Genomic DNA, 14,621 nt, shown 5'->3' with positions numbered 1-14,621 from the left:
TCGTACCGCCGCGGTGGGCGCTGCGCTAACGGCGTCGCCAGGGCAGCGCCTCCTGCTCGTCGCTGTCGGCGTCCATACGCTGCAGGGCGTTGTTGACGGCCTCGCCGATCGCGGCGAACTGGGTCACCTGCTCGGGGGTGAGGGAGTCGAAGACGGCCCGGCGGACCGCCTCGACATGGCCGGGGGCCGCGCGCTCCAGGAGGCTCATGCCGGCCGGGGTGAGGACGGCGTGCTGGTTACGGCGGTTGACGGGGTCCTCGCGGCGGTCGACGTAGCCGGCCTCCTGGAGGCGGGTCACCGCGTGGGTGAGGCGGCTTCGGGTGATCTTCAGGCGTTCGGCCAGCTCGGACATGGTCAGACTGTGATCCTTGACCGAGGAGAGGTTGGCGAGCAGCGTGTAGTCGGCATGGGTCATCCCCGCGTCGCGGCGCAGCTGGCGGTTCAGGTGGTCCGACAGGTGGGTGGAGAACTGGACGTAGGCGAGCCACGCCCGTCGTTCCTCGGGGTTCAGCCAGCGTGGCGTGGTGGTCATGGCCGCAGTCTAACGATCTATGTTTGAATATTCAAACCTTAGTGGAGGCCGACCGGTGGGGCGGGAGCCCGGTCCCCGCCCCACCGGTCGGCCCGGCTCAGGCGCCGATGTACTGCGCGAGGTGTTCGGCGGTGAGGGTCGAGCGGGCGGCCACCAGGTCGGCCGGAGTCCCCTCGAAGACGATCCGGCCGCCGTCGTGGCCGGCGCCGGGGCCGAGGTCGATGATCCAGTCGGCGTGGGCCATGACCGCCTGGTGGTGTTCCACGACGATGACCGACTTGCCGGAGTCGACCAGCCGGTCCAGCAGGCCGAGGAGCTGCTCGACGTCGGCGAGGTGCAGGCCCGCGGTCGGCTCGTCGAGGACGTAGACGCCGCCCTTGTCGGCCATGTGCGTCGCCAGTTTGAGGCGCTGGCGCTCGCCGCCGGACAGGGTGGTGAGCGGCTGGCCGATGGTGAGGTAGCCGAGGCCGACGTCGTTGAGCCGCTGGAGGATGCGGTGGGCGGCCGGGGTGTGCGCCTCGCCCGCGGCGAAGAACTCCCCGGCCTCGGTCACCGGCATCGCCAGCACCTCGCTGATGTCACGGCCGCCTAGGTGGTAGTCGAGGACCGACGCCTCGAACCGCTTGCCGTCGCACTCCTCGCAGGTGGTGGCGACGCCCGCCATCATCGCCAGGTCGGTGTAGATCACGCCGGCGCCGTTGCAGGTGGGGCAGGCGCCCTCGGAGTTGGAGCTGAACAGGGTGGGCTTGACGCCGTTCTGCTTGGCGAACGCCTTGCGGATCGGGTCGAGCAGTCCGGTGTACGTCGCCGGGTTGCTGCGCCGGGAGCCGCGGATGGCGCCCTGGTCGACGGAGACCACCCCGGCGCCGGCCGGGATCGAACCGTGCACCAGGGAGCTCTTGCCGGAGCCCGCGACACCGGTCACTACGGCCAGGACGCCGAGCGGGATGTCGACGTCGACGCCCTGCAGGTTGTGGGTGGACGCGCCGCGGATCTCCAGCGTGCCGGTGGACTTGCGGACCGTGTCCTTGAGGGCGGCCCGGTCGTCGAAGTGGCGGCCGGTGATGGTGCCGCCGGTCCGCAGCGCCTCGACGGTGCCCTCGAAGCAGACCGTGCCGCCGCCCGCCCCGGCGCCGGGGCCGAGGTCGACGACGTGGTCGGCGATGGCGATGACCTCCGGCTTGTGCTCCACGACGAGCACCGTGTTGCCCTTGTCGCGCAGCCGCAGCAGCAGGCCGTTCATCCGCTGGATGTCGTGCGGGTGCAGGCCGGTGGTGGGCTCGTCGAAGACGTAGGTGACGTCGGTGAGCGAGGAGCCGAGGTGGCGGATCATCTTGGTGCGCTGTGCCTCGCCGCCGGAGAGGGTGCCGGCCGGCCGGTCGAGCGAGAGATAGCCGAGGCCGATCTCCACGAACGACTCCAGGGTGTGCCGGAGCGTGTCGAGGAGGGGGGCGACCGACGGCTCGTCGACACGCCTGACCCAGGCGGCCAGGTCGCTGATCTGCATCGCGCAGGCGTCGGCGATGCTGATCCCGTCGATCTTCGAGGAGCGGGCGCCCTCGCTCAGCCGGGTGCCGTCGCAGTCGGGGCAGGTGGCGAAGGTGACCGCCCGCTCCACGAACTCGCGGATGTGCGGCTGCATCGACTCCTTGTCCTTGGAGAGCATGGACTTCTGGATGCGCGGGATCAGACCCTCGTAGGTCATGTTGATGCCCGCGATCTTCATCCGGGTCGGCTCCCGGTACAGGAAGTCCTGCAGCTCCTTCTTGGTGAACTTGCTGATCGGCTTGTCCGGGTCGAAGAAACCCGACTCGGCGTAGAGGCGGGAGTTCCAGCCGCCGCCCTTGTAGCCGGGGACGGTGATCGCGCCCTCGTCGAGGGACAGGGTCTCGTCGTAGAGCTGGGCCAGATCGAGGTCGGTGACGGCGCCCCGGCCCTCGCAGCGCGGGCACATGCCGCCGGTGATGCTGAAGCTGCGCCGCTCCTTCACCTTCTGCCCGGCGCGTTCGACGGTGACGGCGCCCGCCCCGCTGATCGAGGCGATGTTGAAGGAGAACGCCTTGGGTGAGCCGATGTGCGGCTTGCCCAGGCGGCTGAAGAGGATGCGCAGCAGGGCGTTGGCGTCGGTGGCGGTGCCGACGGTGGAACGGGGGTCGCCGCCCATCCGCTGCTGGTCGACGATGATCGCGGTGGTCAGGCCTTCCAGGACGTCGACCTCGGGGCGGGCCAGGTTGGGCATGAAGCCCTGGACGAAGGCGGGATAGGTCTCGTTGATCAGCCGCTGCGACTCGGCGGCGATGGTGTCGAACACCAGCGAGCTCTTGCCCGAGCCGGAGACGCCGGTGAAGACCGTCAGCCGGCGCTTCGGGATCTCGATGCTGACGTCCTTGAGGTTGTTCTCCCGCGCGCCGTGCACGCGAATCAGGCCGTGGCTGTCGGCCACGTGCGGCGCGGACGTGGTCGTTCCGGTCTCTCTGGCCATGCTCAAACCCGTCTCCGTCTGCTGCGCGGGGTCTCGGTCGACGGCCGTCACGCTAGCCGGGGAGGAGGAGTAACGCTTCTCCATTCCTGACCGGCCCTGCCGCCCGGACGGTCACATACGGCTTCCCAGGCGCTTGGCTACGAAGATTTTGCGTTCTCGCGGTATGCCCATGAACCGGCCCCCACCTGCGCCGAGTCCGCTATGTCCGCCCGTACGCCGCACAGGTAACGGTGAGTTCACCCGGCTTCTCTTCCTCGGCAGTCTACGCGCGTGGTGTCATGCCCACGCTCACCCACCCCCCACGTGAGCGTCTATCCGACTAGGAGTCACGCACATGCTGTCGAAGCTTCTCGTTCGCGCGGGGGTCGCCCTGGCGGCCAGCGCGGCCGTGGTCGCCACCGCGGTCCCCGCGAACGCCGCGAGCTACACCGCGTTCGCCTTCTCGCTCAGCAGCAGCGAGCCGACGATCTACGACTTCATCAACTCGGCCACCAGCTCGCTCGACATGACGATGTACGAGCTGGAGGACACCACGGCCGTCAACGACCTCATCGCCCTCAAGAACAAGGGCGTCACCGTGCGGGTGGTCCTGGACCAGGCGCACAAGAGCGCCAACAACTCCGCCTACACCTCCCTCACGAACGCGGGTGTGGGCGTGGCGTGGTCGTCGACCAGCTTCGTCTACACGCACCAGAAGACCATCACGGTCGACGCCACGAAGTCGCTCGTCCTGACCGGCAACCTGACCTCCCAGTACTACTCGACCGGCCGGGACTACGGCGTCTTCACCGACGACACCCGTGACGTCGCGGCGATCGAGAAGGTCTTCAACGCCGACTACGCCGGCACCTCGATCACCCCCACCGACGGCGACCACCTGCTCTGGTCCCCCACCGACTCGCGCAGCCGCCTGCTGACCGTGATCAACGCCGCCACCAAGACGCTCGACGTCGAGGAGCTGGAGTTCAGCGACAGCACCGTGGTCAACGCCATCGTCGCCAGAGCCAAGGCGGGCGTGAAGGTGCGGGTCGTCCTGGAGACGCCGGCCGACTACTCCAGCGAGGTCTCCTCGATCAAGAGCGCCGGCGGCACGGTCGTCGGCTACTCCGACCCCAACGGCTTCTACATCCACGCCAAGGCCATGGTCGCCGACTACGGCCTGTCCACCCAGGAGGTGGAGGCCGGCTCCATGAACATCAGCAGCAACTCCCTCTCCAACAACCGTGAGCTGGGCATCATCCTCACGGGTACCGGGGTGGCGCAGTCGGTGGCCACGACCGTCGAGACCACGTTCAACAGTGACTACTCGGGCGGCACCGCCGCGTAGTTCCGCTTTCGCGGGCCCGCCCCGGCCGCGCTTCGTCCCGCCCCGACCGCGCTTCGGCCCGGCCGGGGCGGGTGTTGCCCGCTGCCTCGGCACCCGTCAACCGGGCACGCCGCCCGGCGTGCCACCCGCGCCGTGGACGTCGGCCACGTGGCCGTAATCTTGCGCACGTGAACGCCGAGACGGTCCCGGAACCCCTGGACGCCCCGCAGCCCCGACCGCAGTCGCTCCTGCTCGCCTTCTTCGGCAACCACGTGCTGGAGCAGGGGCCGCTGGCCGTCTACTCCGGCAGCATCATCACGGTCCTGGGCCGGGCGGGCGTCGGCGAGCAGGCCGTACGCTCCACGCTCACCCGCATGGTCAACCGGAACCTGCTGCAACGGCAACGGCAGGGCCGCAGGATGTACTTCGGCCTGACGCCCCTCGCCACCCAGATCCTGCACGACGGCCGGCGTCGTATCTGGGACACGGGCGCCGTCAACGACGACTGGGACGGCTCCTGGACCCTGCTCGGCTTCTCACTGCCGGAGTCCTGGCAGCGCCAGCGGCACGATCTGCGCTCCCAGCTCGGCTGGTCCGGCTTCGGGCCGCTCTACAGCGGGCTGTGGATCGCGCCCGGCCGCGTGGACGTCTCCGCCGTGGTCGCCGAACTCGGGCTCTCCGCCCATGTGAAGATCTTCCACGCGCTGGCCGACGAGGCGACGGACATCGACCTCATGATCCGCGACACCTGGGACCTGGGGTCGATCGCGGCCCGCTACGAGGACTTCCGCGCCCGCTGGGACGCGTGGCGGGCCGACGCCGACGACGACGCCGTCGTCACCCGGCTGCGGCTGGTCAGCGAGTGGCTGGGCATCATCCGCACCGATCCGCGGCTGCCCGTGCGGCACCTGCCCGCCGACTGGCCGGCCCATGAGGCGGAGACGACGTTCCACCGCGTCGCGGCCGAGACCGAGGCCCCGGCCCGCGAGATGGCCGCGGCCCTCCTGGAGACCACGCCCCTGTGACCTGCCGCGCACGGCCGGCCGCCGTGTGCGGCCAGCCGCCGCGCGGCCTGCGCAGAATGCCTGGTCAGCCCAGATCATCAGGCGATCTATGCTGCTTGGGGCAGGAGGTTCGCCAGTCCGTCGAAGGATCGAAGGAGAGGGTGCCCGTGTACGGCGACGCTCCCTGTCCGGCATCCGCACCGTGTCCGTCTCTCCCGAGGAAGCCCCGTTGAACTTCTGGTCGATCTATGAGCACGGTTTCGCCCGCGTCGCCTCGTGCACGGGCCACACCGTCATCGCCGACCCGCGCGCCAACGCCGAGGCGGTACTGCGGCAGGCCCGCCGCTGTGCCGAGGAGGGCGTCGCGGTGGCGGTCTTCCCGGAGCTCGGCCTGACCGGTTACTCGATCGAGGACCTGCTGCTCCAGGACGCGGTGCTCGACCAGGTCGAGGAGGCCGTCGCGACGGTGGCGGCCGGTTCGGCCGGCCTGCTGCCGGTCCTCGTCGTCGGCGCCCCGCTGCGCCACCGCAACCGCGTCTACAACTGCGCGGTGTTCGTGCACCGCGGCCGGATCCTCGGGGTCGCGCCCAAGTCGTACCCGCCGAACTACCGGGAGTTCTACGAGCGGCGCCAGATCGCCGCGGGCGACGACGAGCGGGGCGGCACCATCCGGATCGGCGGCGAGAGCGTGCCGTTCGGGGTGGACCTGCTGTTCGAGGCGGAGGACGTCCCCGGACTCGTGCTGCACGCCGAGATCTGCGAGGACATGTGGGTGCCGGTGCCGCCCAGCGCGGAGGCGGCGCTGGCCGGGGCGACCGTGCTGGTCAACCTCTCGGGCAGCCCGATCACGGTCGGCCGTGCGGAGGACCGCAAGCTGCTGTGCCGCTCCGCGTCGCAGCGCTGTCTCGCCGCGTACGTCTACGCGGCGGCCGGGCTCGGCGAGTCGTCGACGGACCTGTCCTGGGACGGCCAGACCATGATCTACGAGAACGGCGCGCTGCTGGCCGAGACGGACCGGTTCCCGCTGGACGACCAGTACGCGGTCGCCGACGTGGACCTGGACCTGCTGCGGCAGGAGCGGGCCCGGATGGGTTCGTTCGACGACAACCGCCGTACCCACGCGGCACGCACGAGCGGCTTCCGGACCGTCCCCTTCCGCCTTGACCCGCCGACCGCCGACCTCGGGCTGCGCCGCCGCGTCGAGCGCTTCCCCTTCGTCCCCGCCGACCCGCAGCGGCTCGCCCAGGACTGCTACGAGGCGTACAACATCCAGGTCGCCGCGCTCCAGCAGCGGCTGGCGGCGATCGGCGGCCCGAAGGTGGTCATCGGGGTGTCCGGCGGCCTCGACTCCACGCACGCGCTGATCGTCGCCGCCCGGGCGATGGACCGCGCGGGCCGCCCGCGCAGCGACATCCTGGCCTTCACCCTGCCGGGTTTCGCGACCGGCGAGCACACCAAGGGCAACGCCCACCGCCTGATGAACTCGCTCGGTGTGACCGCGGCCGAGCTGGACATCACGCCGACCGCTCGGCTGATGCTGCAGGAGATGGGCCACCCGTTCGCCGCCGGCGAGCCGGTCTACGACGTGACCTTCGAGAACGTGCAGGCCGGTCTGCGCACCGACTACCTGTTCCGGCTGGCCAACCAGCGCGGCGGCATCGTCCTCGGCACCGGGGATCTGTCGGAGCTGGCGCTGGGCTGGTCGACGTACGGCGTCGGCGACCAGATGAGCCACTACAACGTCAACTCCGGGGTACCGAAGACCCTGATCCAGCACCTGATCCGCTGGGTCATCAGCAGCGAGCAGTTCGACGCGGAGACCGCCGAGACCCTCGCCGCGATCCTCGACACGGAGATCAGCCCGGAGCTGGTGCCGGGCGAGGAGCTGCAGTCCACCGAGTCCAAGATCGGCCCGTACGCGCTGCACGACTTCACCCTCTACCAGGTGCTGCGGCACGGGTTCCGGCCGTCGAAGATCGCCCTCCTGGCCTGGCACGCCTGGCACGACCGGAACGCGGGCGCCTGGCCGCCCGGCTTCCCCGAGGCCGAGCGCAAGGCGTACGACCTTACGGAGATCCGGCACTGGCTCGACTACTTCTGCCGGCGCTTCTTCGCCTTCGCCCAGTTCAAGCGCTCGGCGATGCCGAACGGACCGAAGGTCTCGGCGGGCGGTTCGCTCTCCCCGCGCGGCGACTGGCGTGCTCCGTCGGACAGTTCGGCGAAGGCCTGGCTGCACGACCTGGCCCGCGTCCCGGAGTAGCCGCCCGCCCGCGAAGAGCCCCGCCCTGGTCCGTCAGGGGCGGGGCTCTTCGCATGCTTCGCACGGGTCCGCTGCGCCGTCGGTCGCCTGGGTCCGGTGCGCCGTCAGTCTCCGGCCGGCCGCATGACGAGGCAGGTGGTGGTCGCGTGGGCGATCAGTTTGCCGCGCTCGTCCAGCACCTTGCCCTCGGCGGTGGCGGTGGAGCGGCCGACGTGGATGACGTTCCCCTCGGCGGTGAGCGTCTGGCCTCCGGTGTGGGCGGCGCGGATGTAGTTGACCTTGAGTTCGAGGGTGGTGTAGCCGACGCCGGCGGGCAGGGTGGTGTGCACGGCGCAGCCCATCACGGAGTCGAGAAGGGTGGCCGCGATGCCGCCGTGGACGATGCCGAGGGGGTTGGTGAAGTCGGGGCGGGTGTCGAGCGAGATGACCATGCGGCCGTGCTCCACCGCGTCGAAGCGCATGCCGAGCAGCCGGCCGATGGACGGGGTGACGCTGCCGGCCGGCTGGTCGGACTGTATCCGGCGCATCAGTTCGAGGCCGGACAGGGCGGCGAGTTCGGTGGTGGACACGGGTGGCTCCTCGGTGTGCTGGTGGTGGTGCGGGCCGGGCCGCCGTCCGGGCAGCGGGCCGCGGTGGTCGTCACTGGTCGTGGAAGGCATGGGTGAGCAGTTCACGCAGCTCGGCGGCGGCCGCGTCCAGAGGTGCGGTGGTCTGTTCGGCGCGGCACATGATCACGGCGCCTTCGAGGGCGGCGACGACGAAGGCCGCCAGCCGGGTGCTGCGCGGCTGCGGGAGGCCGTGCCGGTGGAAGTGCGCGGCCAGTGCCTCCTGCCAGCGGGCGAAGACGGCGGCGGCGGAGCGGGCGAGCTGGGGTGCCTCGTCGTTGGTCTCCGCGGCCACGGCCACGATCGGGCAGCCGACGCGGTAGCCGCTCTCCGCCAGCCGCTCCCGCCACAGCGCGAAGAAGGAGTCGACCGCCTCCAGGGGGCCCTCGGCCTCCATGGCTGCGTCGATCCGCCTCAGCATGTGGTCACCGGACATGGTCACCGCCTCCTCGACCAGCTGCGCACGCCCGCCGGGAAAGTGGTGGTAGACGGAGCCGCGGGGTGCGCCGGTGCGGGCGAGGACCCGGTCGATGCTGGTGGCGCCGGCGCCGTACTCACGGAGCAGCTCCGAGGCACCGCGGAGCATCCGTTCCCGGCTGTCGCTCCTGCGCGGGCTCATGCGGCCACCACCCCTCCCTCGGAGACACCTCACATCCTTACGCAACAGTAACTTATGGTGTATGCCATAGAACATGCAAGAGCCACCGACGAGCACCTGCTCCGGTTTGTGGCCGACACCCCGGTCGGGGTAGAATCGATCTTGAGCGAGGCGCCCAACTCCGGGTGGCACGCGATGCGTTGGTGGTCCAAGGAAAGACGCTCCGCTTCCTGCGGGGAAATGCAGGTGCAAGGCCTGCCCGGCGCTCGACGCGAAGAGCCCCGCCCCTGATCCGTCAGGGGTGGGGCTCTTCGCATGTGCGGTCGGCGTCGGCCGCCGGGCGCACCCTGACGGGCGAACATCCGACCGACACCCGGACGGAGCCCCGGAGCGACGTAAACCACCTGGTCAGGGCCGTCACCATGGCGCGCACGACGCCGTTCACGGCCGGTGACCGGTTGCGGGGCCTCCCCCCGCTTTCCACGGTGGGCGCAAGACAGCAGTTCTCGAAAGGAAACCCATGCGCGCCCTAGTCTCCCGCGGCCTCCTCGTCTCCCCCCTGGTCTGTGCCGCCCTGGTTCTCGGCCCGGCCGCCGCCTCCGCTGCCGCCGCCGACGCCGGCCGAGAAGCGTCGGGACCCGGTGCCGCGCGGACGGTTCTGCGGCCCGGCACCGACATCGCCACGCTTCTCGACCGGATCGACGCGGCGGACACGTCGCGGTACGACCGCGCCCTGACACCTCTCCTGGACGCGCTGCCCGACCTCACCACGGCGCAGGGCACCCGGATCGACCCGGCCAGGGCCGCCGCCTACGCCAAGGTGGTACGGGAGTGGAGCAGCACGCTCCAGAAGCGGCTGCGGCATCTGGAAACCGGCTCCGCCGACCGCGCGCACCGGGTGGCGCCTCGCGCGGCCGACCCCGTCTCGGACCTGCTGAGCGCGATCCAGTCCGCCGTCGACAGCCTGCTCACCTCGCTGACCTCGCTCGACCTCGGCGGGGTGCTGAGTGCCGTCACCGGGCTGCTCGCCCCGATCCTCGACACGGTCACCGGTCTCCTCGGCGCCGTGCCCCCGCTGCCGACGCTGCCCTCGGCGGGCAGCCTCGTCTCCGCAACGACCGTCGCTCCGTGAGCAACTGACGCACCACGTCGGCACGGTCCCCGCCGCCGGACCGCCCACGGACCCGGGCGGCCCAGCGGCACACCCGGTCCCTGCCGGGGCCGTCAGTGCCCGTTCCAGCCCGGGACGGTCGGCAGCACCTGCTCGGCGACCCGCACCAGGGCCGTGTCGTCCGGCGGTACGTCGTCCTGCCGCCATAGCGAGACCTCGTACGTGCCCTTGCCGTCGTCCTTGCCGTGCTTGGAGACCAGGACGCAGCGCGCGGTGCCGCCGGGGCCCGTGCTCGCCTTGCCGCCGCCGAGGTCGAAGCCTATGGAGAAGGTCGGGCTGGAGTAGAGGAGGGCGGGGTGCCCGAGGACGGTCGTCCTGCGGGCGTCGCCCAGCAGGCCACCCGCCTCGGAGACGGTCATGTCGTCGTACGACGCCGTCAGCTTCACGGAGTACGTCTCCAGGGTCACCGTCGCCTCGGGTTCGGCGATCTTCGTGCCCCCGGCGAGCGTGAGCCACTCCCCGCTGCCGTCGGCGGTCTCGATCCGCTCACGCGAGGTCCCCAGCAGGGCCGGCAGGTCGGGGCGGTTGAGCGCCGCGCACAACCGGGCGCCGGAGACATAGCGGGCCGGCAGGTGGTCGTCCGAGGTCGAGCAGGTCGCCGGTTCAGCGGACGCGTCCTTCTGGTGGACGAACTGCTTCTGCGCCCACAGAGCGCCCACGACGACCGCGAACAAGGCCACCGCCGCGATCGCCTGAAGTCCCGGTCTGCCGTTCTTTTCGGGCTCGCTGAAACCCTCGGTCATGTCCCCCACCCCCGCTGTGCATCCCCTGTGCGCGCTGGAGCCTAACCGATGTTCACGGGGAAGGCACGCGCCGCACATGCCCCTGGTGGCAGGGGATTCCTCCGGCAGTGTTTGATGGCGAGAGCACGCTTCAAGCCGGAGGAAACAGGGGGGACACGGTGACCGACGGACGGGTCGTCGAGGCGGGCGGGAGCGCCCTGGTGGTGCGTCGCAGCCCGCGGGACCGGACGCGCGCGGCGGTGCTCGTCCTGCACGGCGGCCAGGAGAACGGACGCCGTCGGGCGCACCGCTGGCAGCCGGCCGCGGTGCGTATGCGCCCGTTCCTGAGCGCCGCCGCCTCGGTCTCCTCGCCCCGCGACGTGCTGATCGGCCAGGTGCGCTACCGCTACCAGGGCTGGAACGACGCCGCCGACCCGCTCCAGGACACCCTGCGCGCCCTCGACGAGCTGCGCGGTCTGGCCGGTGACGCGCCTGTCGTACTGGTCGGCCATTCGATGGGCGGCCGGGCGGCACTGCGCGCGGCGGCCGACCCCTCGGTGCGCGGAGTGCTCGCGCTCGCCCCCTGGTGCCCGCCCGGCGACCCGGTCGACGATCTCACCGGGACGCGGATCGTCGTCCTGCACGGGGACCGCGACCGGACCACCGGCCCCGCCGACTCCGCGGCATATGTACGGCAGGCCCGTACGGCAGGCGCACAGGCCGGGATGGTGCTGCTCAGGGGCGGCGATCACGCGATGCTCCGCCGCAGCCGTGACTGGCACCGCGCCTCCGCCGCCGCCATCAGGCGGTTGCTGCGCCCCGAACGCGACCTCGAGGGGTGGACGGCCGAGGCCTGCGCGTCCGACGGGCCGCTTCTGCGCTGACCCGTGCCCTGGTAGGGTGCCTCGCCCCCACGGGACATCCATCCAGAGGACTGCCGATGCCGATCATACGATCGTTCCGGATTGTCACGTACCTGACAGCCATGTTTCTGGTTCTCACCCTGTCCGGCACGGCCCCCGCCGCCGCCACGCCGGCTGCGGCCGCGTCGGCCGGCGGCACCTGGCAGCCCCCGCTCTCCACCCGAGGCCGCTACATCGTCGACGCCGCGGGCAACCGCTTCCGCCTCAAGGCCGCCAACTGGGACGGCGCACAAGGCTCCTGGACGGGCAGCGGCAGCATCGACGATCCCGCCAACCACCACGCCGGCCAGGACTCCTACGGCATCCCCCTCGGCCTGGACCGCGCCCCCCTGTCCCAGCTCGTCTCGGACTTCCAGGCACTCCGCATCAACAGCATCCGGCTGCCGTTCTCGAACGAGATGATCCACACGACGACTCCGGTGCCGGACGCCGCGCTCACCGCCAATCCGCAGTTGCGCGGCAGGACACCGCTGGAGGTCTACGACGCCGTCGTGACCGCCCTCACCGGCGCGGGTTTCGCCGTCATCCTCAACAACCACACCAACACCTCCCGTTGGTGCTGCGGCGTCGACGGCAACGAACGCTGGAACACCGGCCAGTCGACCCAGCAGTGGGCCGACGACTGGGTCTTCATGGCCCGCCGCTACGCCGCGAACTCCCGTGTCGTGGGTGCCGACCTCTACAACGAGGTGCGCCGGAACGTTCTCGACGACCCCAACTGGGGCCTGGGCGACGACCACGACTGGTACGCGGCCGCCCAGCTCGCCGCCGACCGCATCCTGACCGAGGCGAATCCGAACCTGCTCATCGTCATCGAGGGCATCAACTGGACCGGCCTGCCGGTGGACGGGCTCCCCCACGGCCGCCCGGTCCTCACCCCCGTCCGCACCCTCTCGAACACCCTCGTCGACGCCCACAAGCTGGTCTACTCGGCCCACTTCTACGGCTACACGGGCCCCCGGCACAGCGGCGCCACCGGCATCGGCGAGACCAGCGACCCCCGCTACCAGGACCTGACCCGCGACGAGCTCTACCAGGCCCTCGCCGACGAGGCCTTCTTCGTCACCGGCGAGGGCAAGCACTACACCGCGCCCGTGTGGGTCAGCGAGTTCGGCATCGGCGCGAACGAGACGGGGACCGCGGCCCGCACCTGGTTCGGCAACATCACCGACTACTTCGCCGACCACGACACGGACTTCGCCTACTGGCCGCTGGTCGGCTGGGAGGGCCACGACGACTGGGCGCTGCTGCGCTACGACACCTCCGGGCACCGGTCCGGCATCCTCGACGGCGGCGACTGGCGGGCCACGGCCTGGGACCACCTCATGAACTCCGCCGGCCGCACGGGGTACGTCGAGCCGGGGACGACCTGGCGCATGCTGTCCACGGACCACGGCGACCAGGTCGAGTCGCTGCGGGTGCGGGCCGGCGGCGACTGGGACTCCGGCGCCTACAAGGCGGTCTGCCCGGACGGGCTGCGGCTGATCGGTCTCGCACACTCCGGCGGACGCGGTCTGTGCACCGACGCGACCGCCGGGGACCTGCGCGCAACGGGCAGCGCGCAGACGGTGGTCACGGACGAACGGTACGTCCCGGCGGGCGGCGACTGGGCCTCCGGGTACACCAAGTACCAGTGCCCGGCGGGCCAGTTCGCGATCGGCTACAGCCGTCGCGGGGAGCGGGTGTCGGCGCTGCTGTGTGCGCCCGCGCGCGCCGCGTCGGGCGCGAGCGGCCGGACGGTGTGGTTCGACCGGTCCGACAACCGGCCCGCCGACGGGGCGGGCGACGACTTCGCCTACGGCGCCTACAAGGGCCAGTGTGCCGCCGGCGAGTACCTGGCCGGCGTCGCCTTCACCACCCGGGTGGGCAGCACACCGGGCCCCGCCGCCGTGCTGTGCGTCCCGTTGGCGACCTAGTCGCCGGGGAACCCCGTTCCCCGGTGGAGGTTCAGGGCACGCGGGCCAGTTCGTCGTGGTGCGGCGGTGGGCCGGGGTTCTCGGCGGTGGCCGTGAGGATGGACTGCTGGAGGCGGCGCAGGCGTGCCGACGGCTCCAGTCCCAGCTCCCTGACGAGGAGGGCGCGCAGCCGCTGGTAGACGAGGAGGGCCTCGCCGCGCCGGCCCGAGCGGTAGAGGGCGAGCATGAACTGCGCGTGCAGGTTCTCGTGGGAGCGGTAGCGGCTGGTCAGGACGGTGAGTTCGGCGAGCAGCTCGCGGTGCCTGCCGAGCCGGAGGTCGGCCTCGATGCGCTGGTCCAGCACGCACAGCCGGCTCTCCTCCAGCCGCCGCGCCTCCATGCCCAGGTGGACCCCGGTGGGCACGTCGGCGAAGGGCGGGCCGCTCCACAGGTCGAGCGCCTGGCGCAGGGTGCTGGAGGCGCCGGCGAAGTTCCCGTCGTCCACGGCCCGGCCGCCCTGTTCGCGCAGCCGGTCGAACTCCCGGATGTCGCTGCCGCCGCCTCCGGCGGCGAGCAGATAGCCGCCCGGCAGGGTCACCAGCACGTCCTTGGCGGAGCGGGCGGCCGCGTCCCCGGGATCCGCACCCCGGCGCAGCGCCGTCGCGATGAGCTCTCTGAGCTGGAGCACGTAAGTCTGCAGGGTGGTGCGGGCACTGCGCGGTGGGGTGCCCGCCCAGAGTTCCTCGATCAGGGTCGGGACGGGCACCACCTGGTCGGCGTGCAGGGCCAGCAGGGCCAGCACCTGGCGGGGCTTGGGTGCGGTCGGGGCGATGGAGGCCCCGTTCTCCCGTACGTTCAGTGCGCCCAGCAGCCCGATGTCCACACGCGTCTCCCTGGTCCTCTCATCTGACACGCCGCCAGTAGAAAACAGCATGGACGGTCTGTCAACAGACCAGCGACGGGACCAATTCTGACGAACTGCCGGAGAACGGTGGCGGCACTCCAGCACGCCCCTCTCGGTCACCGAAGTCCCAGCGTAACGCGACTGTTTCGGCGACCGAGAGGGCGACCCCGACCGGATCGGGTCACTCGATTCGGCCACCGAATCAGGCGGAATCTCTCC

Annotated in this window: 12 protein-coding genes; 6 read left to right on the top strand and 6 right to left on the bottom strand. The window is 71.3% G+C overall.

Annotation, left to right across the window (positions count from 1 at the left end):
* Window positions 1–25: 25 nt before the first annotated feature.
* Window positions 26–532, bottom strand: a complete 507-nt coding sequence (locus ACFWPS_RS42550) for a MarR family winged helix-turn-helix transcriptional regulator (protein WP_383716321.1) — start codon at window positions 530–532, stop codon at window positions 26–28.
* Window positions 533–629: 97 nt separating this feature from the next.
* A complete protein-coding gene (locus ACFWPS_RS42545; RefSeq protein ID WP_383716318.1) occupies window positions 630–3,014 on the bottom strand; it encodes an ATP-binding cassette domain-containing protein in 2,385 nt (794 codons plus the stop codon).
* 334 nt (window positions 3,015–3,348) lie between these two features.
* Here ACFWPS_RS42545 and ACFWPS_RS42540 point away from each other — a divergent pair, with 334 nt between their 5' ends.
* The 3 genes from ACFWPS_RS42540 (at window position 3,349) to ACFWPS_RS42530 (ending at window position 7,584) form a co-directional block, all read left to right on the top strand.
* Window positions 3,349–4,341, top strand: a complete 993-nt coding sequence (locus ACFWPS_RS42540) for a phospholipase D-like domain-containing protein (RefSeq protein ID WP_383716315.1) — start codon at window positions 3,349–3,351, stop codon at window positions 4,339–4,341.
* 167 nt (window positions 4,342–4,508) lie between these two features.
* The gene (locus ACFWPS_RS42535; protein ID WP_383716312.1) at window positions 4,509–5,345 is read left to right on the top strand and encodes a PaaX family transcriptional regulator C-terminal domain-containing protein; all 837 of its coding nucleotides are present in this window, start codon (window positions 4,509–4,511) and stop codon (window positions 5,343–5,345) included.
* A gap of 208 nt (window positions 5,346–5,553) precedes the next feature.
* Window positions 5,554–7,584 carry an NAD(+) synthase gene (locus ACFWPS_RS42530; RefSeq protein WP_383716327.1) on the top strand — a complete coding sequence of 677 codons (2,031 nt, stop codon included), beginning with the start codon at window positions 5,554–5,556 and terminating at the stop codon, window positions 7,582–7,584.
* Between the two features lie 104 nt (window positions 7,585–7,688).
* Here ACFWPS_RS42530 and ACFWPS_RS42525 read toward each other — a convergent pair whose 3' ends face one another.
* The gene (locus tag ACFWPS_RS42525; protein WP_383716324.1) at window positions 7,689–8,153 is read right to left on the bottom strand and encodes a PaaI family thioesterase; all 465 of its coding nucleotides are present in this window, start codon (window positions 8,151–8,153) and stop codon (window positions 7,689–7,691) included.
* A 70-nt stretch (window positions 8,154–8,223) separates the two neighbouring features.
* Window positions 8,224–8,808: a TetR/AcrR family transcriptional regulator gene (locus tag ACFWPS_RS42520; protein WP_383716309.1), complete on the bottom strand. Its 585-nt coding sequence runs from the start codon at window positions 8,806–8,808 to the stop codon at window positions 8,224–8,226.
* A 499-nt stretch (window positions 8,809–9,307) separates the two neighbouring features.
* Between ACFWPS_RS42520 and ACFWPS_RS42515 the strand changes: the two genes are divergently transcribed.
* A complete protein-coding gene (locus ACFWPS_RS42515; protein ID WP_383716307.1) occupies window positions 9,308–9,919 on the top strand; it encodes a hypothetical protein in 612 nt (203 codons plus the stop codon).
* A 92-nt stretch (window positions 9,920–10,011) separates the two neighbouring features.
* Here the strand turns inward: ACFWPS_RS42515 and ACFWPS_RS42510 are convergent, their stop codons facing one another.
* Window positions 10,012–10,701: a DUF6215 domain-containing protein gene (locus ACFWPS_RS42510; protein WP_383716304.1), complete on the bottom strand. Its 690-nt coding sequence runs from the start codon at window positions 10,699–10,701 to the stop codon at window positions 10,012–10,014.
* Between the two features lie 158 nt (window positions 10,702–10,859).
* Between ACFWPS_RS42510 and ACFWPS_RS42505 the strand changes: the two genes are divergently transcribed.
* Entirely contained in the window at window positions 10,860–11,564 is a 705-nt protein-coding gene (locus tag ACFWPS_RS42505; protein ID WP_383716301.1) for an alpha/beta fold hydrolase, read from the top strand.
* 101 nt (window positions 11,565–11,665) lie between these two features.
* Window positions 11,666–13,519 (top strand): glycoside hydrolase family 5 protein, encoded by a 1,854-nt coding sequence (locus ACFWPS_RS42500; RefSeq protein WP_383716299.1) that lies wholly within the window; start codon window positions 11,666–11,668, stop codon window positions 13,517–13,519.
* A 31-nt stretch (window positions 13,520–13,550) separates the two neighbouring features.
* On the opposite strand, the gene ACFWPS_RS42495 is transcribed toward ACFWPS_RS42500, so the two are convergent.
* Window positions 13,551–14,381, bottom strand: a complete 831-nt coding sequence (locus tag ACFWPS_RS42495; RefSeq protein WP_383716297.1) for a BTAD domain-containing putative transcriptional regulator — start codon at window positions 14,379–14,381, stop codon at window positions 13,551–13,553.
* Window positions 14,382–14,621: the final 240 nt, after the last annotated feature.

Origin of the sequence: Streptomyces sp. NPDC058457 (assembly GCF_042720695.1) — a bacterium.
GTDB lineage: Bacteria > Actinomycetota > Actinomycetes > Streptomycetales > Streptomycetaceae > Streptomyces.
Note: the sequence above shows the minus strand (reverse complement) of the source record. Positions and strands in the feature narration are given on the sequence as shown.

Excerpts from the sequence above, each read along its gene's own strand:
- ACFWPS_RS42545 (WP_383716318.1), bottom strand. The coding sequence starts at position 3,014 with ATGGCCAGAGAGACCGGAACGACCACGTCCGCGCCGCACGTGGCCGAC.
- ACFWPS_RS42520 (WP_383716309.1), bottom strand. The coding sequence starts at position 8,808 with ATGAGCCCGCGCAGGAGCGACAGCCGGGAACGGATGCTCCGCGGTGCC.
- ACFWPS_RS42515 (WP_383716307.1), top strand. The coding sequence starts at position 9,308 with ATGCGCGCCCTAGTCTCCCGCGGCCTCCTCGTCTCCCCCCTGGTCTGT.
- ACFWPS_RS42550 (WP_383716321.1), bottom strand. The coding sequence starts at position 532 with ATGACCACCACGCCACGCTGGCTGAACCCCGAGGAACGACGGGCGTGG.
- ACFWPS_RS42540 (WP_383716315.1), top strand. The coding sequence starts at position 3,349 with ATGCTGTCGAAGCTTCTCGTTCGCGCGGGGGTCGCCCTGGCGGCCAGC.
- ACFWPS_RS42500 (WP_383716299.1), top strand. The coding sequence starts at position 11,666 with ATGTTTCTGGTTCTCACCCTGTCCGGCACGGCCCCCGCCGCCGCCACG.
- ACFWPS_RS42510 (WP_383716304.1), bottom strand. The coding sequence starts at position 10,701 with ATGACCGAGGGTTTCAGCGAGCCCGAAAAGAACGGCAGACCGGGACTT.